The organism is Ensifer adhaerens (assembly GCF_000697965.2).
Taxonomy (GTDB): domain Bacteria; phylum Pseudomonadota; class Alphaproteobacteria; order Rhizobiales; family Rhizobiaceae; genus Ensifer; species Ensifer adhaerens.
The window spans coordinates 1,167,451-1,188,729 of the sequence record NZ_CP015881.1 but is presented as its reverse complement, the minus strand read 5'-3'; the positions used below and the strand labels follow the sequence as shown (position 1 = coordinate 1,188,729).

Sequence of the window (21,279 nt, the reverse complement as noted above, 5' to 3'; positions counted from 1 at the left end):
GCATCAGGCCGCTGGTCGCGCGCTATCGGCGGCCGCCTGCAGCCAGCCTGAAAGGTCCTGCTTCAGAAGCGCGCCGAGCCTTTCGGTTTCCGGCGCGTAGAATTCGACCAGCCGGTTGCGCAGATCCGTCGGAAGCGGCACATAGTCGAGTTCGCGGGCGACCATCGAGCGCAGGCCCTTCACGATGGGGTTGCTGCGGAACGGTGCCGCGATCGGCTTTAGCGGCTGAAGAAGTCGGCGCAGCTTCGGCGGCACGACAGGCACCGTCTTGTCCTTGACTTTGTTGACGACCGGATAAAGCGGCGACGACAGCTGCAGAAAGCCTCTGACCGCGTCGAGATGCGCCTGCGGGTTCTGGCGCATATGCTCATAGAGGAGAACCTGCAGGTTTTCTGCTGGAAACAGATCGAGATAGGCTTCGAGCTGGCGGCAATAGAGACCGCCGACCAGGAAACGTCCGCCCTTTGCCTGGCGCGGATCGAGATACCGGGTGATGTCGGTGCCAACTTCCCCGCGGCGATAGAGCATGCAGTAGTCGGAATAGGCGCGGTCGACGGGATTGCGCAGCTGCGCGATCAGCCGTGCGCGCGGCAGCGCCTTCTTGATGCGGGCAGCTGCTTCCGGCTCGTCGAGGTAGGAGTTGGATTTCTCGCCGACGATGGTCTGTTCAGGTTTGGGCTCGAATTGTCCCAGATACCAGCCGTCACCCTTTTCGAAGTTGCGGCTGAAGAAGTGGAGCTCGGGATCCGGCATGTAGACGGACGGGTTCTGCTGCAGTGATTGCTGTAGCCAGGTGGTCGCGCTCTTGGCGGCGCCGATGATCAGGAAATCGATATCCGAGAGCTGCATGTCGTTCTCTTTCTTTCCGCTGACGGTGGTCTCAATGCGCGGCTCGCGCCGGGATGTCGGACGGCCGCTTTCCGAGAATTCGCTGATAGATGCTGACGATGCCGTCGACATGGGGCTTGATGCCATAGGCGGCCAGCGTCGAGGTGCGCGCCGTTTCGCTGATGCGTTGCCACTCGTTGCGGTCTTTCAGCAGGCGCTCCATCGGGGCGACGAAAGCCTCTGGATTTTCCGGCTCGACGAGAAAACCGGTCACGTCGTTCTCGATCGCCTCCGGATTTCCGCCGTGATTGGTGGCGACGACCGGAGTGCCGTACATCATGGCTTCGATGAGCGTTCTGCCGAACGGCTCGCTCATGGCCGGCACGAGGAGAATGTCGACGGCGCACATATAGGGCGCGACAGGATGGCGAAATCCCATCAGGTGGATCTTGTCGGCGATCCCGAGCGCGCGCGCGCGTTCTGCTGTCTCAAGGTCGAGCCGCGGCCCTGCCTGTTCGGGTGCGCCGAAAAGCAGGCCGGCTATCGGGAAATCCGGATTGCTGCGGTGAAAGGCGTGCACCGCCTCGACGAAACGGAGAGGGCGCTTGCGCTCGTTGAGAAGCCCGAAGTAGCCGACGAACCGCGTCTCCTCCGGCAGGCCGAGTTCGCGCACCAGCGCGAGCCTGCTTTCCTCCCGATCGGGGACCTGATCCGGATGCCGGAAGGGGCTGTGCAGTACCGAGATACGCCCCTCAAGCGGGAGCAACGGCTTTGCCGGCTGCGCAAATCGCGAAACCGTGACCACGTGCTTGGCAAGAAGCGGCGCAAGCATGTTGACCGCCCGGGCGCGGGGGTCGCCGCGGTGGTGCCACAGAAGTTTGGCGCCGGCCAAGTAGGTTGGAAGCGCCCAGGTGGTATGGATCGCGCCGTCGTTGGTGTGCACGATGTCGATCTTGTGCCGTCTCAGGAGTTTGATGATCTTCACCATCGAGATCGGATAGCGCAGCGCCGAGAATGATTGCGTCGCGAAACGACGATCCCGTTGCGGCGAGAGGATGTCGATGTCCTCGATCGTGACATAGTCGATCTTGTTTTCGTCCAGATATCTGGAAAGCGCCTTACGCGGATGATGCACGAAGACGATGGGGGTTATCCGGTCCCTGTCAAACGACGATATGAGGTTGAGCGCGGAAATATGGCTCCCCCCGATGTCATCACCCGAAAATGGAAATCCGACGGTAATTGCTTTTTGAGACACGAAACAAGGTCCCGAAAGTAAACTAAATATTCGCAAGACTGTAGCACCGTCTCAATGCTACTTCGAGAGGTCAAAAGCGCGAGTTATATACCTAATTCGGGTGATGCAAATAAATCGAATTGACGAACTATAACAAAAGTGGAAAGCTTCGCCCCGAATTGCGCGAAACATATTCTTTTGATTGACGATATAGGGCGGAATGAATTGCCCTGCACGAGCGTTTTAAAGCTTCTGGAGCGGGGCCCGCCAAAAGGCTTTGGGAGTAAACTGTATGCCGATTGAGATTGTCATGCCGCGCACATCACCACGTGCGCCGCGGTCGGCCGGCCATTTCGGTTCTCGGTCTTTCCAGCAACAGACTCGACGCGCAAAGGCTTTTCAGCATGGTGCGCGCACGCTTGCCCTGCTTTCTGCCTTCTTGGGTGTTGCGGCTTCGGCCACCGAGCCGCAGATGGTGGCGTTTCCCGGTGCCGAAGGGCACGGCAAGATGGCGCAGGGCGGCCGCGGCGGCCGCATCATCCAGGTGACGAGCCTTGAGGATTCCGGCCCGGGCACGCTGCGCGAATGCATCGAGGCGACTGGGGCACGAAATTGCGTGTTTCGCGTTTCCGGCATCATCCAGCTCAAATCCTCGCTAGTGATCGGCGAGGATAACAACTCGGTCTCGATCCTCGGGCAGACGGCGCCGGGTGGCGGCATTTTGCTGACCATCGACCAGACGAATGACGAACTGAGGCATACCCCGCTTGTTGCCAAGCAGACGCACGACGTGATCGTCCGGCATCTGCGCATTCGGCCGCGGCTGCCGAACTCCGTCAAGAACGTCCATGCGGCGGTGATCGAAAACAGCCAGCGCGTCTATTTCGACCATACGTCGATGTCCTGGGCGACCGACGAGAACGTCAGCACCTATTCCAACACGACCGACATCACCATCGCGAATTCGATCTTTGCCGAGGGGCTGAACAAGCACAGCAAGTGCACCCTTCTCGGCGCCGATCCCAGAGTCCCGCAGAACATCACCTTCTGGCGGAACGCCTGCATTTCCAACAATGACCGGAATCCCGACAACAACCACTACGGAAAATCCTGCATCGAGATTGTCAACAACGTGTTCTTCAATGCACGTTCCGAGTGGGGCGAGGTGTTCTCGCAGTATCCGGGCGGCACGCCGATTTCCTATGTCGGCAACTACTTCAAGGCGGGTCCGAGCACGGTCGAGAAAACCTACGCAATAAAGTGGCAGAATGTCGAAAGCGCCGGCCAGCCGCAGATCTACGAGAGCGGCAACGAGTTGTGGGCGCCGCCATCCAAGTCGCTTCAATTGCTTTCGCCAGGAACAGACCAATTCGTGGTGAACCGCCCGCCTTGCCCCTTGGCGGTTGATACGCTCCTTGCAGCCGGTGAGGCATATGAAGAGGTTCGCGGCCAGTCCGGTGCGTTTCCCCGCGACGATCTCGATGTCGCCTGGATCAAGGATATGGGTGCACAAGGCGAGAGGGGAGCAGGGCGCATGGTGGTTGCGCCCGGCGAGATCCCCGCGATTAAAGAGGCAGATGCCTATGCCGACGAGGACGGCGATGGCATGGCCGATAGCGTGGAGGAAAAATTCGGCGGCGTCGTCGGTGTGAATGACGCCTGGGAGCCTGCCTCGACCGGTGGGGGCACGCGCTTCGATCAGTTCATGGAATGGTTGTCGCAGGAGCGGATTGCGGGTCGCTACCCGAACTAGAGGTGGCCTACGGTTTCTCTTCTGCGCCGGCCCGTAATTGTCGGACGTGCACGAGCATGTTTGTCGCAACCATGGAGGTCAAATCGTTCCGTGGTCCGGCGGCAACCAACTATTGCTCTTCCGGACGCGGTATAATATAGTTTTCTAAATTTGAATGTTATTTCTATGTCAGTAATTTACCTGCGTGGCGTTGCCTTTTGCCGCGCGGATTCTGTGTGAGCGTGGCTACAGTTCTTTGACGGCAGGTATTTCTATCAAATTTATATGTTAGGGCTCTCATGCTGACCATCGATCGCAAAGTCGAAGCGCCTCCAGGGCGAGGCCAAATGCCTGCGGTTCAGTATCGGGAGGCGCGTGTTGCGCCACGCGGATATGGCATCCGCGATCTGGTCGAGCTTTTCCGCCGGTATCGCGTGATCTTCTTCTCGCTGCTGGGGTTTGCGTTGCTTGCGACGCTGCTGACGGCCGCATTGCTGCCGCGCTCCTATACCGCAGCTTCGGCCATCGTCTTCGACCGCAACGACGTCCGCCCCTACGAGGCGCAGGTCGAGTTGCGCAAGCTCGAACGCGACCGGTCGGTGATGGAAACGGAGCTGGACGTGATCCGCTCGCGTGTCTTCGTGGGCGTCGTCGTCGATGCGCTCAACCTGGTCAACGATCCCGATTTCAACACTTACCTGCCTGAAACCCGCAGCGAGCACGAGACGTTCCTGCAGTCGTTCTTCGCCAACATCTCCGAGTTCATTTTCGGTGCGCCGGCAGAGAGCACGCAGAAGGAGCGGCTGATCTCGGAAAATGTGCAGCGCAACCGCGCCATCTCGACGCTGCTGAACTCCTATGTCGTCACCCGTACCGGGGAAAGCCTCGCGCTGACGATCCGCGTGGTGCAATCGAACCCCTTGAAGGCGGCCACGATCGCCGATGCACTCGCCGAGCAATATCTCTCCTGGACGGCGAAAAAGACCGAAGAGGCCACGAACAACACGGTTGCGTATCTGCGCGGCGAGATGGCCAACAGCGCGACCCGAATTGCCGGCATGGAGCGCGATATCGCCGCCTTTGCCCGCGACAGCGACCTGACCTTCGATCCGCAGGATGATGTTCTAAGAGCCCGCATGCTGCAGCTCAACGAGCAATATGTGACCTTGCGCGTCGAGGAAGCCGGCGCGGTTGCGAAATACAACGAGGCCAAGCAGTTGGTGTCTTCCGACGGGAAGGAATTGGCCGGCGGTGCGTTGACCTCGACGCAGCTTGACCAGTTGCGTGGTGAAGAGGCGCGGCTCGAGCGCACGCGTGCGCAGCTCGGCGCCAAGTTCGGCAAGAACCACCCGCTGGTCCTCGACGCCACGAACGAGCTTGAGTCCGTGCGCACCATGATCGGCAACGAGGCGCAGCGCCTCGTGCACGAGCTGGCAAACAACGCCAAGGTGGCAACGGTGCGCGCCGAAAAATTCCAGACGGAACTGAGCGCGCTGCAGGACAAGGTCCAGGGGCGCAACCTTGCCGAAATCCGTCGGCGTGAACTTGCCCGCGACCTTCAGTCGGAACAGGCGATCTACGACCAGATCGTGCTCAGGCTGGGTGCGCTCAATCCCGAAAGAGGCGAGTACAAGCCAACCGCACGGATCGCGTCCTATGCGGAAGTGCCGACGAAGCCGACGTTCCCGAACAACACGCTGGTGATCGTCGCCGGCAGCATCGGGGCCGTTCTGCTCGCGGTCGTCGGGGTGATCATTTCGGACTCGCTGGAGAGCAGGCTGTACCTGCCGCGCGACGCCGAGCAACTGCTCAACCGTCCGAACCTTGCCAGTGTCCCCGATATGCGCAAGCGCTTGCGGAATTCGTCGGCCTTTTATCACTACATGCTGAACAATCCGGAGTCACCGGCGGCGACCGCCATGCGCACGCTATGCATGGCCTGGCTCACGATCGACCATGAGGCGGGCGGCAAGGTGGTGATGTTGTGCTCGCCGGCGCTCGGAGACGGCAAGACCACAGTCGCGCTCGGCATGGCGACAATGGCAAAGGTCGACGGACTGCGCCCGATCGTCATCGACCTCGACATGTCTGCGCAGAGCGCGCCGAACATTGCCGGTGCCAACACCAAGGATACCGCGATCACGGCGCCGCTCGAAGGCAAGGTCGATATCAAGAGCCGGATCGCGACGTCGCCGGCCTATCCCCACCTTGAGTTCATTTCGGTGCGGCCGGGCCTGATGAACCTCGATGTCCTTTGTGCCGAACTGCGTGACAGCTACGATCTGATCATCGTCGACGCGCCGGCCGTTGAAGAAAACGAAGGCGTGATCTGGCTCGCGTCGCACGTCGATTCCGTCATTCTGGTCTGCCGCTCGGGCGTCACGACCGATCGCCAACTCGCCAATGTCCAGCAACGGCTTTCGCTGAACCATGCGGTTATTCTCGGCAACGTCATGAACTACTGCGACCGTTCGGAGTGACGGAACCGGAAGGGCGCGGAAGACTCCTCGTCAGCGTCAAAAGAAATCTAGGGCCCTCACCCCCCTAGAAGGGGTGAAAACGGTTTTGGTGGCGGGAAAGCCGGTACGCTCGGGCGAGGAGCTGCCACCGTAACGTGGGGCATCGCCGGCTATCACGCCTTTGCATGGCTTGGCCCACGAATTGCCGGCCCGCCCTGAATGCGTCGCGAGGGGCATGCGCATCTCATCCTCCGAGCATTATCGGTGCTTGAATGTGGTTCCAATTCTCAAGGAACTGAGGGCCAGTTGATCGGGCGAGCGGCAAATTGTTGTCGGATCGCTGACGACAGAATGGGCGCGGGCGCTGAGATGTCACAGTTTGGTGGCAAGTCCCCGGCGGTAGGCCAGCGACATCTGTACAAACCAGAGAGTAGACATCAAAATGTGAGCCACACTGGCGCCTACCGCTCCGATAGCTGGAATGAGAAGTGTGGCCGTGCCACAGAAAAGAAGACCGCCGGAAACAGCGCTCTTGAGTAGGGTCTTCTCGTTTCCCATGGCGAGCAACGCCGAGTAAAGGGTTCGGCCGCACAGGAAGACGACGACGGCGAGGAACTGCACCTCGACTAGTGGGGCGGCAGCTTCGAAACCGGCCCCTGCCGTCACGCGTAGAACCCATTCGATGGTCAGGTTCGCAACGATCAGGCCGCACACGCCGAACGCAAACAGCAGCAAAGTGGTCTGGCGCACGGTCTTGCGGAATTCGGAGATCCCTTCCGTGGCCCACACGCGCGAAAGATCCGGGTAGAGCACCGCCTGAACCTGTTCGCCAGCCTGCTGGGCGATCTTGGCCACTCGCTTGGCGATATGATAAAGGCCGGCCGAGCCTGGATCGGCGAGATAGCCGACGAGCAGCGTATCGAACTCGAAGGCGCAGGCCTGAATGATGAGCGCCAAATTGGACGACAGCGAAAAGCTCCAAAATCCGGGAAAACGGTCCCTGATGTCACGAAGAGGAGCCCACATAACGTCATGCAGGCCCTGCTTGTACAGCTCTCGAATAGCCCAAAACATCCTGTTCAGGCTGCTGCCGATTTGTGATGCCATCCAAAGTAGCATAAACTCGAACAGCCCCCAGCCGAGATAAACGCCAGCGAGACACAACAGTGCTCTAAGGAGGCTCGCGGCCACCTGCCCATAAGCGAGGATCGTGAACCGGCCGTAAAGGCGCATGACTGCCGTTGGCATGCCCGTCACCTGAAAGGGCAGGACTGCACAGTAGATGAGCACGAAACGGCTCATCTGTTCGGAAATGCCGAAAAGCGGTCCGGCAACGAGGACGATTAGCACCGCCAAGCCCCATCCGACCAATGCGGTGGCGAGATCGATCATTAGGCCGAACTTGAACAATGCCTTGAGATCGTCGGTCTCTCCTGCTTGCTGGGCCCTTGCCCCGTATTTAATGAGCGGCTGCCACGAACGGAAGCTGACAAACCGCTCGATACCACGTGTGTAGGCGAACGACAGCGCCAATAGGCCATAGTCGGCAGGCCCGAGCGCTCGCGCGGTCAAGGCAAAACCCGCCAGTCCGATGAACGCGCTGGCGAAGTTGCCGGTCAGCAGGTGCGCAATGTTCTTGAGCCGTCCGTGGAGATCCGTCTCCGCCTGCCAGGCTAAACGATACTTTCTTATCTTTTTTAGTAGTGATTCCAATAATGTCACAAAATCACATCCTGCTTCGAGGTTGCAATTACGGCTGTTTCATGGAAGAATGCTAATATGTGTTTTAGTGTTCTCGTGCTGCGAGAAAAATTTGTTTCCCTGTTTCTGGGAAAATTTAAATTACTTATCCATATGCAATTAAAAATTGTGCAGTGGAACCTGTTTTTGAAGCATATCATAGTGACCGAAAGAAATTACAGAGGTCTCGTAAAATAAATTCATCTATTGTTGGAGTTTAATTTCCGCTTCTCTTGGTGCGGTTGAACCATCGTGAAGTTCGGATTTATTCATTAGAGGGAAGCATGAAGTTTCCGGCTCAAACAATCTTTCGCATCGTCAGTCATATCGCTATCGTCGCGACGGCGACGTTGTCGCTGACGGGTCCCGTTCACGCTGCCGGCGCATCGACCGCCAGTACGCCCAGCGCCACCGCATCGGGCGCTGCAACAGCGAGCGCCATGCCCACGACCCAGGCGGCGCCGGCCGCCTACCGGGTTTCGGTCGGGGACGTGCTGTCCTTCGACATATTGGATGATGCCGAGTTGCCGACGTCGCTGACGATCGCGACCGATGGAGCGGCCGCCTTTCCCTTGATCGGCACGTTCAAGATCGAGGGGCGAACCATTCCCGAGGCGGTTGACGCCTTGCGCAGCGAATATCTGTCCCGCCAGTTGCTGACCGATCCGAAGCTGTCGCTTTCTATCGTAACGGTTCGCCCTGTACTGATCCTTGGCGAAGTGCGGACGCCTGGCTCCTTCGCCTATTACCCGGGACTGACGGTCGAGCAGGCCGTCGGCCTTGCCGGTGGACCGCAGACGGCGATGAGCAATCCGGCTGACCGCATCCTCGCCCAGGCGAAGCTGCGCGGCACGATCGAGGAAACAGATGTCGAGATCGTGCGGGAGGCGGTTTACACCGCCCGGCTTTACGCACAATTGCGCGGTTCCGAGAAGGTCGACCTCAAGGATATTCCGGAAAGCGTCAAGATGTATGTCGATGAAACTTCCGTCGGTCCCGTGGTCGCGATCGAGGAGAAGATCCTGAAGACGGACCTGCTGTCGACAAGGAACCAGATGGAGATCCTCAACCAGAGCATCATGCAGACGGAGGCGAGCCTCACGATCCTCGACAAGCTCAAGGAGCAGCAGGAGGAGGTCGTCGCGCTCAACGAACAGGTTGAGGCGAGGACGCTCGCGCTCAGGAAACGGGAGCTGAACACGGAATCCGAGCTTTCACGGGTGAAGATGGCAACCTCGAGCGAAAAGTCGCGATTGCTGGAGCTTATCTCCGAGATTGGGCGCTCCAACCGCGAGCTCGCCAATCTCAAGCTGCAGCTCGAAACCTTGAAGGCAAATCGCGAGAAGGAGATCCTGACCTTGCTCCAGGAGCGCGAGGCCACGCTCAAAAAGCTCGAAACGCAGCGTCAGACAACCAAGGAGCAGATGGTCCTGATGGCCGCTGCGGCGGTCGATTCGAGCAAGCAGGAACAGGTATCGTTTCTCTACAAGATCGACCGGGAGACCGGTCGCGGCGAGGCCAAGAGCAGACAGAGCATCGAGGCCACGAACGTTACCGCGGTGCTGCCTGGCGATGTCATCTTCGTATCGATTGCCGGCCTGTAACTTCGGAATAATAGGGGCTTCGGCCGTGCAGAGATGGAGAGTTGCGTGAGGGGCGAGTTCGCATGTAGGCCGATGCCGGCGTTAGCCGGTAAAGATGATCGTCCTTGCCGGGTAGAGGTCTTAAGGTCGTCGGCGACCGGCGCGTTGGCGAGGGCAGCAGGATGAGCCTGATCGAAACGCTCGGACGAACGCTGGTCATCGCACCGCATCCCGATGACGAGGTTCTGGGCGCCGGCGGAACGATGGCGCGGCTGGCGGCGCACGGAAGCGACGTCTTCGTGGCTGTTGTCACGGAGGGAAAACCACCGGCCTATGATCGCGCCTCGGTGGAAGCCGTTCAGGCCGAAGCCCATGAGGCGCATCGGATTCTCGGGGTCAAGGAAACGCGCTGGCTGGGTTTCCCCGCCGCAGCCCTTTCCGAAACCTCCCATTCGGCGCTTAACGCCGCCCTGTTCGAACTGGTGCGCTCCATCGCGCCGCAGACGCTGCTCGTCCCTTTCGTCGGTGACATGCATGTCGATCATCAATTGATCTTCCTGTCGTCGATGGTGGCCGCAAGGCCGCATCAGCCCGGTTATCCCAAGGTTATCCTGGCTTACGAGACGCTGTCTGAAACCAACTGGAACGCGCCGTATGTGACGCCGGGCTTCGCACCGAATGTGTTTGTCGACATCAGCGACCATATCGCTCGAAAGCTTGCGGCGATGAAGGCGTTCAAGTCCCAGGTTCGGGCGGCGCCGCATGAGCGCAGCCTCGAGACCTTGAACGCGCTCGCCACATTGCGCGGCGCAACCGTGCTGAAATCGGCCGCCGAGGCCTTCGTGATGGTGCGGCAGGTCATCTGATATTTCCGGGGTTTTCAGTCGAGCGAGGGAGCAAGCTGTGGCGACGTGGCCGGTATATGACGAGGAACAGATTGCGGATGTTGCAGCGGTCCTGAGGTCGGGCAAGGTGAATGCCTGGACCGGGCCGCACGTCGCAGCCTTCGAGGAAGCCTATGCCCGTGCACTCGGGCGTAAGCACGCCATCGCGCTTGCAAACGGTACGCTTGCGCTGGAACTAGCGCTTTTCGCACTCGGTCTTGAACCCGGCGACGAGGTGATCGTGACGCCGCGCAGTTTTGTCGCCTCGGCGTCGTGCGTTTCGTTTTGCGACGGCGTTCCCGTGTTTGCCGATGTCGACGAGAATAGCCAAAACATCAGCGCCGCAACGATCGCACCGAAGGTCACCAGCCGGACAAAGGGCATCATCGCGGTCCACCTGGCCGGATTTCCCTGCGACATGCCGGAAATCATGGCCCTCGCCAGACAGGCGGGACTATGGGTGATCGAGGATTGCGCGCAGGCCCACGGCGCGGAGATCGACGGCCGGCCGGTCGGAAGTTTCGGCGATATCGCGGCATTCTCCTTCTGCCAGGACAAGATCATCACGACCGGCGGCGAGGGTGGCCTCATCGCTCTTGACGACGAGGCACTGTGGAAGAAGGCCTGGAGCCGTAAGGACCACGGCAAATCCTATGACGCCGCGTTCCTCAGAGAGCATCCGCCGGGCTTCCGCTGGCTGCATGAAACGATCGGCACGAACTGGCGAATGACGTCGCTTTCGGCCGTTCTCGGCTCGAGGCAATTGGAGCGCCTTTTGGCATGGCACGCGACAAGGTCTCGCAACGCTGCGATCCTCGACGAGGTGGCCCAAGAGCTTGCGGCGTTGCGCGTGCCGACGTTGCCGAAGGGATATCGCCACGCCTATTACCGCTACTACGCTTTCGTTCGCCCGGAGGCATTGAAGCCCGGGCACGACCGCGACTGGATCGTCGCGGCGATGAATGCGGCAGGCGTGCCGTGTTTTTCCGGAAGTTGCTCGGAGGTCTATCTGGAGAAGTGCTTTACCGATCTTGGGCTTTCGCCGTCCGAGCGGCTCCCGGTCGCACGCCGGCTGGGCGAAACCAGTATCGCGCTTCTCGTCGATCCGGCACAGAGCGAAGAGGCGATGACCAAGGCCGCCCGCTTTTTGCATGCCGTCGTCACCGAAGCGTCTCTTCCCGCTCTGGGTCAACGCGCGCCGGTGCTTGAAATGGAAGCGCGGGCATAAAACCGCGATTTCGGAAACGGTCGAGTAGCCGCGACGTGGTTGCCCGGCCATGTGCCGACCCGTGCATGGGAGTTGGAGATGAAGCGGTGCTTTGACATCGTCTTTGCGTTGATCGCGGGCCTCTTGAGCCTGCCGATCATGCTGGTGGTCGGGATCGCGGTCGCCATCTGGCTCGGGCGGCCCGTGTTGTTTTACCAGACCCGGGCGGGGCTCGACCGGCGCCCGTTTCGTATGATGAAGTTTCGGTCGATGTCGGATGCACGGGACGCCGAAGGGCGTCTCCTCAGCGACGCCGAGCGCACAGGGCGGTTCGGGCTTCTGCTTCGCCGGACGCGCCTGGACGAGTTGCCCGAGTTCTGGAACATCCTGATCGGCGATATGAGCCTCATCGGCCCGCGGCCGATCCTTCCCGAGACGATCGATGCGCTGGGTGAGCGCGGGGTTCGTCGCTGCAGCGTCCGTCCGGGGCTCACCGGCTGGGCTCAGATCAGCGGCAACGCCATTCTTTCGAACGACGACAAGCTCGATCTTGATCTCTGGTACATTGCCAACCGATCAGCCTGGGTCGATCTCAAGATCATCGCCGAAACTGTTCTGGTGATGATCCTCGGGGATCGGATCAGCGAACGCCGGCTCAGCGCGGCACGCCAGAGCGTGCCTGAGCGATAAGATCCTTCTGCCGCAGTTCGGGTTGTGGCGCCGGTTCGGGTTGGGCAAAGGCGTCCGACGTCGCTTTTGCCGAAGCTGAGAGCGCGATGTAGGCGCAGGCAAGGGCCACGGGCAAGACGAGCGGGAAGGGCCAGAAGCGGCTATAGGCGTGCGGCACGGCATTCGCGACCAACAGCAGCATGGAGACGTTGGCGACGATGCAGCCTGCAAACGGTCGCCCGCCGGGAAGCCGCGCCACGGCCAGCGCCGGACCGAAGGCCGAAAGCAGCATCACCAGAAGACCCACCGCCGAGATCAGCCCGCCTTCCGTCCACAGGAGCAGATAGAGATTATGAACCGGCTGGTGAATGGCGCTCGCGATCCGGTACTGGTCCGCGCCGACGCCGAGCAGCAAGGTGCTGTCGGTCATGTTCATCGCTTCATAGATCAGATCGACGCGATGATCGAACGTGCCGGCCTGGCCGATGTCGCCGCTTTCGAGCGCTCCGAGCACGCGTTTCTGGAATGCGGCCGGAAGATAGTCGCGGGCGGATGTGAAGACTGCGAGAACGATGCCGGCCAAAAGGACGACGTTGATGATCAGCCGCTTCCAGTTGACGCCGATGATAGCAAATACGCTCATGCCGAAGACAAGGGCGATGAGGCCAGTGTTGGAGCCGGTCAGCACGATCCCGTAGATCAGGATAAATAGGGCAAAGACGGCATAGATTCGGTTGAGCCGCTTCGTCGTGATCAACACAAGCAGGATCGGGACCGCGAGCGCTATCACCGCCGCGCACTCGTTTTCACGCTCCATAAGGCCGCTGAAGCGGCCGTTGCCGCTGACGAAGTTCGTGTTCGTGCGGCCATCAATATGGATGAGATAGATGCCCTGGAAACAAAGGACGAGGATCGAGAACACATAGGTCTTCGCGAGCAGCACGAGCTGATCGAGCGTACGACCGCTGAACAATAGCACTACAAAGAGATAAGCGTAGAGATATTGGGTGACGACGACGATGCCGCGCATCGGATCCGGGCCCGCGATGCTGCTTACCAGCAGGCCGGAGACCAGCATTGTCAGCCCCAGCCACCACAATCCGCTGCTAACACGCCCGAAGAGCTGAAGATCGATATTGCGGTTGAGTAGCGCAAAGCAGAAGCAAAGAAAGGCGAGGAAATCGGCGACCGTAAAGTTCGTATCGCCGTAGCGAAAATAGTTCATCGAGCAAAAAAAGACGGCGCCGACCAGCAGAAGGAACTCGATCTTTTTGGTGAGCACGATGCCTGGCGCATCGCGGCGAGCGGCTTCGCGGCGAGCAGCCAATCCGGCCGAAAGGGTATGGTTGAACATGTTCATGGCATGCCGTCACCTTCAACCAACACAAGGCCGTGCGCTCGAACGTCGTCTTCAGGCATTCTAGACTTTCTCCCTTTAGTCTGCTTCCTTTTCGCAGGCTTCCGGCCCGCAATCACGCCCCCAGCCGATGAACCCTGGATTGGCGAAATCGCAATCATTTGCCTGACGCCGCTTTCCGTAGCGGAACGGTTGCCCGTCAAGCGTCGTGACGCGCCCGCCGGCAGCGCGCAGCACGGCATCACCGGCGGCCGTATCCCATTCCATCGTGCGACCGAAACGGGGATAGACATCGGCGAGCCCCTCGGCCAGCAGGCAAAATTTGAGCGACGAGCCGACCGACGTGCAGTCGCGGATTGCGTTCTGCTCCAGAAAATCCGCCGTCTCGGCATCGCTGTGCGAACGGCTGGCAACCGCGGTCAGATTTTCAGGCCGTTCTCGACACCGTATTTCCGTGGTCCCGGTGATGGCAAAGTCGGCGGTCACCTGAAACTTCTTCGCCCGTCCCCCTTCTGCGACATAGCCAACGAGCCGAGCGGGCGCAAAGACGACGCCAGCCACCGGCTCGCCGTCGCTGATCAAGGCGATGTTGACGGTGAAGTCACTTCGCCGGTTGATAAATTCCTTCGTTCCGTCGAGCGGGTCGACGAGGAAGAAGCGCCGGCCCTCGAACTCGGGCACTGAGCCTGCCGCGACGGCTTCCTCGGCGACCACCGGGATATCGGGGAATGCTCGAGCCAAAATGGCAAGGATGATCTCTTCGGCACGCCGGTCCGCTTCGGTGACCGGCGAACGGTCGGCTTTTTCATCGACCGTGATATCACGCGCATAGACGTCTAGAATGGCCTTGCCAGCCTCTATCGCTGCGGCCGTGAGCGTATCGATCATTATCTTTCTCCGTACTGCCGCTGGCGGCGTCGTCTGCTGCGCCGAACTGGCGCTTATTGATTGTCGAGATAGGCCTCGATTTCGCCTGCAAGCGCCGTGACTTCGCGGCCCAAGGTGTGCAGGTGGATTTCCGGCGTCTCCGGGCGCTCGTAAGGCGAACTGATGCCGGTGAAGTTGCTGATCTCGCCGGCGAGCGCCTTCTTGTAGAGGCCCTTGGGATCGCGGCGCGCGCATTCCTCGATCGGGGTGTCGACGAAAATCTCGATGAATTCGCCCGGGCCGAACAATTCGCGGGCCATGCGGCGTTCCGAGCGGAACGGCGAGATGAAGGACACGAGCACGATCAGGCCCGCTTCGGTCATGAGTTTCGCGACTTCGGCCACGCGTCTGATGTTCTCGACGCGGTCTTCTTCGGTGAAGCCGAGATCGCGGTTGAGGCCGTGACGGACATTGTCGCCGTCAAGCAGGAACGTGTGCTTGCCCTGGGCGTGCAGCATTTTCTCGACGGTGTTGGCGATCGTCGATTTCCCCGAGCCGGAGAAACCCGTGAACCACAGCACGCGCGGCGTCTGATGATTGAGGGCGGAACGGGCCTTCTTGTTGATGTCGAGGGCCTGCCAATGCACGTTGAGCGCGCGACGCAGCGGAAAGTCGATCATGCCAGCGCCGACCGTGGCGTTGGTGAAACGATCGATCAGCACGAAGTTGCCGGTTGTCCGGTTGTCCTTGTAGCTGTCGAAGACGATCGGCGTCTGGGTGGAAAGATTGCAAACGCCGATCTCGTTCATGCGCAGCGATTTTGCCGCTTCCTCGGCAAAGGTGTTGACGTCGATCTGGTGTTTGAGGCTGGTAATGGTCGCGCTGACGCTGTCGACTTCCGTGCGCAGGATGTAGCTGCGTCCGGGAAGCATCGCATCCGGATGAAGCCAGATCACGTGCGCCATGAACTGGTCGGCGACATGCGGCCGATCTTCCGGCGGCACGAGCATGTTGCCGCGCGAGATGTCAAGTTCGTCCTCCAGCACGAGCGTAACGGACTGGCCCTCGACCGCACGCGCAAGCTTTCCGTCATAAGTGACGATTTCCTTGATCCTGGAGAGCTGGCCGGATTTTGCCACCGCGACCGGATCGCCGACAGCAATACTGCCCGATGCCACCTGGCCGGCAAAGCCGCGAAAGTCGAGATTTGGGCGAAGGACAAGCTGGACCGGGAAACGGAAATCCGCCTCGGCTGCCTCTTCCTCGATCGGCACCGTCTCGAGATGCTCCAGCAATGTTGGGCCGCCATACCAGGGCATGTTCGGCGAACGGCTCGTCATGTTGTCGCCAAAGCGCGCCGAAATCGGGATCGGCGTGATCGTCGAGAAGCCGAGATTCTCGGCAAAGGCCCTGTAGTCGGCGACGATCGTGTCGAAGACCCTGCGGTCAAAACCGACGAGGTCGATCTTGTTGACGGCAAGAACGACATGGCGCACCCCGAGCAGGGACGCGATGAAGGAGTGGCGCCGCGTCTGCCGAAGAATACCCTTTCGGCTGTCGACGAGCACGACGGCAAGGGCCGCCGTGGACGCCGCGGTGACCATGTTCCGGGTATATTCCTCGTGCCCCGGCGCGTCGGTCACGATGAACTTGCGGCGCGAGGTGGCAAAGAAGCGATAGGCAACGTCGATCGTGATGCCCTGTTCTCTTTCAGCCTCCAGGCCGTCGATCAGGAGCGCGAAATCGATGTCGCCGTGGTTGGCGCTGTTGCGTTTGGTCTGGCGCTTGAGTGCTGCAAGCTGGTCGTCGAAGAGCAGCTTGCTGTCGTAGAGGAGACGGCCGATCAACGTCGACTTGCCGTCGTCGACCGAACCACAGGTCATGAAACGCAGAAGCGATTTCTTCTCCTGTTTGGCCAGATATTCGAGCACGCTGCCCGGTGTTGCGGGAATGCTGGCGGTCATCAGAAGTACCCCTCCCGCTTCTTCTTCTCCATCGACGCAGTTTCGTCCGCGTCGATCAGGCGGCCGTGCCTTTCCGACGTGCGGGCGGTCAGCATTTCGCGGACGATGTCCTGGAGTGTCGTGGCGTTGGATTCGATTGCAGCGGTGAGCGGGTAGCAGCCGAGCGTGCGAAACCGCACCAGGCGCTGCTCGACCTTCTCGTCCGCGTGGAGCGGCATGCGTTCGTCATCCACCATGATCAGCATGCCGTCCCGCTCGACGACCGGCCGGCGTGCGGCGAAGTAGAGCGGTACGATCGGGATGTTTTCCTTGAGGATGTATTGCCAGATGTCGAGTTCCGTCCAGTTGGACAGGGGAAAGACGCGAATGGATTCGGATGGGCCGACGCGCGTGTTGTAGCTCTTCCAGAGTTCGGGCCGCTGGTTCTTCGGATCCCAGGCGTGCTGGGCGTTGCGGAAGGAGAAGATGCGCTCCTTTGCCCTGCTCTTTTCCTCGTCCCGCCGCGCGCCCCCGAAGGCCGCATCGAAGCCGTATTTGTCGAGCGCCTGACGTAGCGCAATCGTCTTCATCACATGCGTATGTACGTTGGAGCCGTGGGTAAACGGGTTGATCTTCTGCTCGACGCCCTCGCGATTGATATGAACAAGCAGGTCAATGCCAAGTTCGGCCGCAGTGCGGTCGCGAAACTCGATCATCTCGCGGAATTTCCAGGTGGTGTCGACGTGGAGGAAGGGGAAGGGCGGCTTGCCGGGATAAAATGCCTTCATCGCCAGATGCAGCATGACGGAGGAGTCCTTGCCCACCGAATAGAGCATGACCGGCTTCGCAAAGGTCGCGGCGACCTCTCTGAATATGTGGATCGCCTCGGCTTCCAGGCGCTGCAAATGAGTTAAGGACATCGGTGCGAATACTCCGAAACTGTAAAATAAAAAATTCTAATATATCAAAATTTTATCTTCATCTTCACTCGAAGAAGCATGCGTCTGGGAATGCAGGCTTAAATTATACTTCTTGATTTAGGCACTATTTCTTGTTTCCGTACTTGGCGCCTCTGAGCCGCGAAAAACCCAAAGTCGCGACGCCAAATAATTCCAGACAAAGACGATCGGGACGCTGATCACCTTGGCGACCGGTGCCGGGATCAGGAGGGCAAGGCCCGCGACGATCGTCGTCGATATCAAGAGACCCGTCAGGGTGGCGGCGACGAACTTCACCGCTTGCACATGGCTATGGGCGGCGCGGAACGTCCAGGCGCGATTGAGCATGTAGCTAACCGCAATGCCGCAGGAATAGGAAACGAGGTTGGACGGCGTGGGCGGTGCTCCTGCGAAGAAAAAGGCGTTGAATAACGCCATGTCGAGCAGGGTCGTCAGGGCGCCCACGGCTGCGAACCGGGTAAGCGTTTCGCCGGCGCGCTGGCGGGGGCTAGCGTCTTTTGTTGTCGGCAGCGACATCGCCGCGCCTCCAATCCGGCATCGCCGGCGTCGGTCGCCGGTGTTCGTCGTCGTTGAGCGAAGCTTCGATAATCGGGGCGGGCCGGCGTTTCGACTGCATGAAAATACGACCCACATACTCACCCATTATGCCGAGAAAAATCGCGTTCAAGGTGATCGAAATCAGAAGCAGCATCGTTGTCGTTGCAAAGCCGGCCGGCCAGTCCTGGCCGAACAGAAGCTTGCCGATGAGGTATCCGAGAAGCAGCACGAGCGTTGCCGTGCCCATCACCAGGCTTGCCATCGAGGCCAGTCGCAAGGGTGTCAGCGAATGGTTGAGGATCCCATCGACCGCAAGCGACAGCATGGCCTTGAATGGGAATTTGCTTTCGCCCGCGACACGGGCCTCGCGGTCATACTCGAAGCCAACCTGCGAGAAACCCATTGCACTGATGAGTCCGCGCAGATAGGGCGAGGTGTCGTCGACCTTCCGCAGTTCGTCAAGGATGCGTCGGTCCACGAGGCGGAATTCGCCGGCGTTGAGCGGCAGGTCGTCTTCGCTGAGCGCATTGATACACCAATAGAAGGCACGGCGGATGCGCGTCGTCAGCCATCCGTCCTTGAGCGTGCGACGGATGCCATAAACCACCTGGTGTCCGTCGCACCAAAGCTCCAGCATCCCCGGAATGAGATGTGGCGGATCCTGTAGGTCGCAGTCGATCTGGACCGAGCAGTCGCCCGTAGCAGACTTGTAAGCCACGAGAAGCGAGCGTTGATAGCCGATGTTGCGGCTGAAACGGATCACCCGGACGGTCGGATCCTCGCGGGAGATCTCGGTCAGAATGGGGAACGTTTGGTCGGTGGAATGGTTGTCCATGAAGATGATCTCGCGGTCGTAGCCAGGCAGGCTTCGAAACACGTCAAGGATCGCCTCATGGGCGCGCCGAACGTTGGACTCTTCGTTGAAGGCCGGTACCAGGATCGAGATTTTGGGTCTCTGTTTCATCGCCACCACCATCTTCACGCCGTTTCTCGAGACCAACGGCCGGCGTTCGTATTGGACAGCGCGGGCGCCTGCCGGTGCCACTCGACCGTGCGGGTTATTCCTTCGCGCAAGGGGATGCGCGCACTCCAACCGAAGAGGTCCTTGGCGCGCGCCGTCGATGCGCGCAACTCGTTTGCGCCCGCCGACATTCCTCCCAGACGATATTCGATGAGATCAGGGTCGGCGCCCGTCCGCTCGACGATGAGTTCAGCGACCTCCCGCATGGTTGGTGCGACGCCACTTGCGACATTGACAAGCCGCGTGCTGACCGGGGCGTCGGCGATGCGAAGCAGTGCATCGACAACGTCGGTCACATGAAGCAGATCGCGACGGTCGCCGGAATGGTGGACAACGCAGGGCTGACCCGCAAGGCAACGTTCGATGAACAGAGGGATCATGAATTCGGTCGACTGCGTTGGGCCATAGACCAGAGCCAGCCTGGTGGTGATCACGGGGAAGGGCAAACGTCTCTGCAATCCGCCGATGAGGTGGGTCGCAGAAGCGAGTTCGGCACCATAGGCGGTGGCGGGCATTTCCCGGCTCTCTTCCTCATAGGGTCTGGGCGCTGTGCCGTATTCGGCAATCGATCCGGTTCGGATGATTTTCAAGGGCGGATGGGGAACGCTGCTCGCGGCGCCGAGAAGGTTCAATAAAGCGGTGAGGTGTTCTTTGATGCCTGCCTTGGCGTCGCTCAATTCCGCTTCCTCGCGTCTCCTCGGGCGTGCCGCGAGATGGAAGACGAACTCCGGTGAGATTTCCGACAGGCAACTCTTCATCGCGTCTTCTGACTGGAGGTCGAAGTTGTGTCGTTCAATCGACTGATCGAGCGCGTCGAGCCGGCTGTCGTCGGAGCCGGGCCGAACCACGACATGGACTTCGTGACCGACATCAAGGCAGGTCCGCGTCAAATGCGAACCAATGAAGCCAGCCGCCCCCGTAATCAGAACCCTCGACATCGCCTATTCCTATTTGCGCAGGACAGCCGGATTGAAGCCCCGGCCAATTGCGTTTCCACCGCGATGGGTGGAAACGCCTCACCTCCGTCGTTTTCAGTTGACCATGGCCGGATACGGCAGCGGCACGAGGAAGCGGCCACCATGCGCGGCGAAGTCCGCCTGCTGCACGCGGATCTCATCGAAGAAATTCCACGCCAGCACCAAAAGCACGCCGGGCGCATCCTCCCTCAAAACGTCCGGGGAGCGGATGGGTATTTTCATGCCCGGTGAATACAGGCCCTGCTTCAAGGCATTCCGGTCAACCAGGTAATCGAGCCTGTCCGGGCCGATCCCAAAATAGTTGAGCAAGGTGTTTCCCTTGGCCGGGGCCCCATAGCCTGCGACGGTGACGCCGTCTTTCTTAAGCTGGTCCAGCATGGCGATCAGATCGACGCCGATCTTCCGGATGCGCTCGGCAAAGGCAAGATACGTATCCGCCTCGAGCATCCCTGCATTGAGCTCTTCGGCAAGCATCTCGCTGACGATCGCCGTCGGGGGCGTGGCCGTGGCGGCGTGTTTGAGGAAAACCCGCATCGAGCCTCCATGTACGCCGAGACGATGAACATCGACGACGTCGAGGTCGAAGTACCCGCCGAGCTTGACGAGTGAAAGTAGGCTGAACTCGGATACATGTTCGTGATAGATTGTGTCGAACTCGTTGTTTTCGAGAAGATTTTTCGCCCAGGGCACTTCGATGACGAAGACACCATCATCGGCCAGCCAGCCTTTGACGCCAGCCATGAAGTCATGAAGATCGCCGATGTGGTTGAACGTGTTTGTGGTGACGATCGCTTTTGCCGAACCGTACTCACTGATCAGTCGGCCTGAGCCGCTATGGGTAAAGTAGCCCACGTCGACGTCGACACCGCGCGAGCGGGCGATCTCGGCCAGGTTCGCCGCCGGGTCGACGCCGAGCGTCTTTCCACCCACCTTGTTGCACGCCGAAAGCAGGAGGCCGTCATTGCAGCCGATGTCGACGATGAGCCCGTCGCCGGCGGCCTTCTTCAAAATTCCGGCCAGTCCAGCAAAATGGTCATGCATGGATGTAGCGCTCGATGGGACGTAGAGATAGTGCTCAAAGAATCCGTCGGGAACCTGGTCGGAGACCTGGATCAATCCACAGGTCAGGCAGGCCTGCGAGTCTAGCGGATACATGGGCTGGTTCTCGGGCACATCTTCCGGGCGCACGAAGCTGTTTGCCGGTGGGTGATCGCCCATGCAGAGAAACGTCAGTGGGTCGGCTGCAAGGCAGGCGCGGCATCTCAAAAGGCGTGTCATT

The 21,279-nt window shown here is 60.0% G+C and carries 17 protein-coding genes; 6 read left to right on the top strand and 11 right to left on the bottom strand.

What is annotated here, in order from left to right; all coding sequences use genetic code 11:
• Positions 1–3: 3 nt before the first annotated feature.
• Both FA04_RS25050 and FA04_RS25045 read right to left on the bottom strand, forming a co-directional pair.
• Positions 4–849, bottom strand: coding sequence for a sulfotransferase family protein (locus tag FA04_RS25050; protein WP_034798306.1), 846 nt, complete (start codon positions 847–849; stop codon positions 4–6).
• Positions 850–880: 31 nt separating this feature from the next.
• Positions 881–2,086: a glycosyltransferase family 4 protein gene (locus FA04_RS25045; RefSeq protein ID WP_034798304.1), complete on the bottom strand. Its 1,206-nt coding sequence runs from the start codon at positions 2,084–2,086 to the stop codon at positions 881–883.
• Positions 2,087–2,357: 271 nt separating this feature from the next.
• Here FA04_RS25045 and FA04_RS25040 point away from each other — a divergent pair, with 271 nt between their 5' ends.
• On the top strand, positions 2,358–3,818 hold the full coding sequence (locus FA04_RS25040; RefSeq protein WP_051659422.1) for a pectate lyase family protein: 1,461 nt from the start codon (positions 2,358–2,360) through the stop codon (positions 3,816–3,818).
• Between the two features lie 326 nt (positions 3,819–4,144).
• Complete coding sequence (locus FA04_RS25035) at positions 4,145–6,277, top strand: GumC family protein (protein WP_034798302.1); 2,133 nt, start codon at positions 4,145–4,147, stop codon at positions 6,275–6,277.
• A gap of 351 nt (positions 6,278–6,628) precedes the next feature.
• Here FA04_RS25035 and FA04_RS25030 read toward each other — a convergent pair whose 3' ends face one another.
• Positions 6,629–7,978, bottom strand: coding sequence for a lipopolysaccharide biosynthesis protein (locus FA04_RS25030; protein WP_234798781.1), 1,350 nt, complete (start codon positions 7,976–7,978; stop codon positions 6,629–6,631).
• Between the two features lie 302 nt (positions 7,979–8,280).
• Here FA04_RS25030 and FA04_RS25025 point away from each other — a divergent pair, with 302 nt between their 5' ends.
• From FA04_RS25025 to FA04_RS25010, 4 genes are all read left to right on the top strand, one after another.
• Entirely contained in the window at positions 8,281–9,600 is a 1,320-nt protein-coding gene (locus FA04_RS25025) for a polysaccharide biosynthesis/export family protein (protein WP_234798780.1), read from the top strand.
• 161 nt (positions 9,601–9,761) lie between these two features.
• Positions 9,762–10,445 (top strand): PIG-L deacetylase family protein, encoded by a 684-nt coding sequence (locus FA04_RS25020; RefSeq protein ID WP_034798301.1) that lies wholly within the window; start codon positions 9,762–9,764, stop codon positions 10,443–10,445.
• Positions 10,446–10,482: 37 nt separating this feature from the next.
• Positions 10,483–11,691 carry a DegT/DnrJ/EryC1/StrS family aminotransferase gene (locus tag FA04_RS25015; protein WP_051659421.1) on the top strand — a complete coding sequence of 403 codons (1,209 nt, stop codon included), beginning with the start codon at positions 10,483–10,485 and terminating at the stop codon, positions 11,689–11,691.
• A 78-nt stretch (positions 11,692–11,769) separates the two neighbouring features.
• Complete coding sequence (locus tag FA04_RS25010; protein ID WP_034798299.1) at positions 11,770–12,360, top strand: sugar transferase; 591 nt, start codon at positions 11,770–11,772, stop codon at positions 12,358–12,360.
• Here the strand turns inward: FA04_RS25010 and FA04_RS25005 are convergent.
• From FA04_RS25005 to FA04_RS24970, 8 genes are all read right to left on the bottom strand, one after another.
• Positions 12,326–13,699, bottom strand: coding sequence for an O-antigen ligase family protein (locus tag FA04_RS25005; RefSeq protein WP_034798297.1), 1,374 nt, complete (start codon positions 13,697–13,699; stop codon positions 12,326–12,328). The two genes, FA04_RS25010 and FA04_RS25005, sit on opposite strands and share 35 nt — an antisense overlap.
• A gap of 75 nt (positions 13,700–13,774) precedes the next feature.
• Positions 13,775–14,584, bottom strand: a complete 810-nt coding sequence (cysQ, locus tag FA04_RS25000) for a 3'(2'),5'-bisphosphate nucleotidase CysQ (protein ID WP_051659420.1) — start codon at positions 14,582–14,584, stop codon at positions 13,775–13,777.
• A gap of 53 nt (positions 14,585–14,637) precedes the next feature.
• On the bottom strand, positions 14,638–16,527 hold the full coding sequence (gene nodQ / locus FA04_RS24995) for a bifunctional sulfate adenylyltransferase/adenylyl-sulfate kinase NodQ (protein WP_034798295.1): 1,890 nt from the start codon (positions 16,525–16,527) through the stop codon (positions 14,638–14,640).
• Positions 16,527–17,426, bottom strand: a complete 900-nt coding sequence (cysD, locus tag FA04_RS24990) for a sulfate adenylyltransferase subunit CysD (protein WP_034798293.1) — start codon at positions 17,424–17,426, stop codon at positions 16,527–16,529. The genes nodQ and cysD overlap by 1 nt, the downstream gene beginning before the upstream one ends.
• A 117-nt stretch (positions 17,427–17,543) precedes the next feature.
• Positions 17,544–17,981, bottom strand: a complete 438-nt coding sequence (locus FA04_RS24985; protein WP_051659419.1) for a GtrA family protein — start codon at positions 17,979–17,981, stop codon at positions 17,544–17,546.
• Complete coding sequence (locus FA04_RS24980; RefSeq protein WP_156553063.1) at positions 17,953–18,966, bottom strand: glycosyltransferase family 2 protein; 1,014 nt, start codon at positions 18,964–18,966, stop codon at positions 17,953–17,955. Before FA04_RS24980 ends, FA04_RS24985 begins: the two co-directional genes overlap by 29 nt.
• Before the next feature lie 14 nt (positions 18,967–18,980).
• The gene (locus tag FA04_RS24975; protein WP_034798288.1) at positions 18,981–19,961 is read right to left on the bottom strand and encodes an NAD-dependent epimerase/dehydratase family protein; all 981 of its coding nucleotides are present in this window, start codon (positions 19,959–19,961) and stop codon (positions 18,981–18,983) included.
• A gap of 93 nt (positions 19,962–20,054) precedes the next feature.
• Entirely contained in the window at positions 20,055–21,278 is a 1,224-nt protein-coding gene (locus FA04_RS24970; protein ID WP_034798286.1) for a class I SAM-dependent methyltransferase, read from the bottom strand.
• Between the last annotated feature and the right edge of the window lies 1 nt (position 21,279).

What these genes read in the sequence shown, in the direction of transcription:
- FA04_RS25050 (WP_034798306.1), bottom strand. Translation starts at nt 849, where the DNA reads ATGCAGCTCTCGGATATCGATTTCCTGATCATCGGCGCCGCCAAGAGC.
- FA04_RS25040 (WP_051659422.1), top strand. Translation starts at nt 2,358, where the DNA reads ATGCCGATTGAGATTGTCATGCCGCGCACATCACCACGTGCGCCGCGG.
- FA04_RS25035 (WP_034798302.1), top strand. Translation starts at nt 4,145, where the DNA reads ATGCCTGCGGTTCAGTATCGGGAGGCGCGTGTTGCGCCACGCGGATAT.
- FA04_RS25025 (WP_234798780.1), top strand. Translation starts at nt 8,281, where the DNA reads ATGAAGTTTCCGGCTCAAACAATCTTTCGCATCGTCAGTCATATCGCT.
- FA04_RS25020 (WP_034798301.1), top strand. Translation starts at nt 9,762, where the DNA reads ATGAGCCTGATCGAAACGCTCGGACGAACGCTGGTCATCGCACCGCAT.
- FA04_RS25010 (WP_034798299.1), top strand. Translation starts at nt 11,770, where the DNA reads ATGAAGCGGTGCTTTGACATCGTCTTTGCGTTGATCGCGGGCCTCTTG.
- FA04_RS25005 (WP_034798297.1), bottom strand. Translation starts at nt 13,699, where the DNA reads ATGAACATGTTCAACCATACCCTTTCGGCCGGATTGGCTGCTCGCCGC.
- cysQ (WP_051659420.1), bottom strand. Translation starts at nt 14,584, where the DNA reads ATGATCGATACGCTCACGGCCGCAGCGATAGAGGCTGGCAAGGCCATT.
- nodQ (WP_034798295.1), bottom strand. Translation starts at nt 16,527, where the DNA reads ATGACCGCCAGCATTCCCGCAACACCGGGCAGCGTGCTCGAATATCTG.
- cysD (WP_034798293.1), bottom strand. Translation starts at nt 17,426, where the DNA reads ATGTCCTTAACTCATTTGCAGCGCCTGGAAGCCGAGGCGATCCACATA.
- FA04_RS24985 (WP_051659419.1), bottom strand. Translation starts at nt 17,981, where the DNA reads ATGTCGCTGCCGACAACAAAAGACGCTAGCCCCCGCCAGCGCGCCGGC.
- FA04_RS24980 (WP_156553063.1), bottom strand. Translation starts at nt 18,966, where the DNA reads ATGAAACAGAGACCCAAAATCTCGATCCTGGTACCGGCCTTCAACGAA.
- FA04_RS24975 (WP_034798288.1), bottom strand. Translation starts at nt 19,961, where the DNA reads ATGTCGAGGGTTCTGATTACGGGGGCGGCTGGCTTCATTGGTTCGCAT.
- FA04_RS24970 (WP_034798286.1), bottom strand. Translation starts at nt 21,278, where the DNA reads ATGACACGCCTTTTGAGATGCCGCGCCTGCCTTGCAGCCGACCCACTG.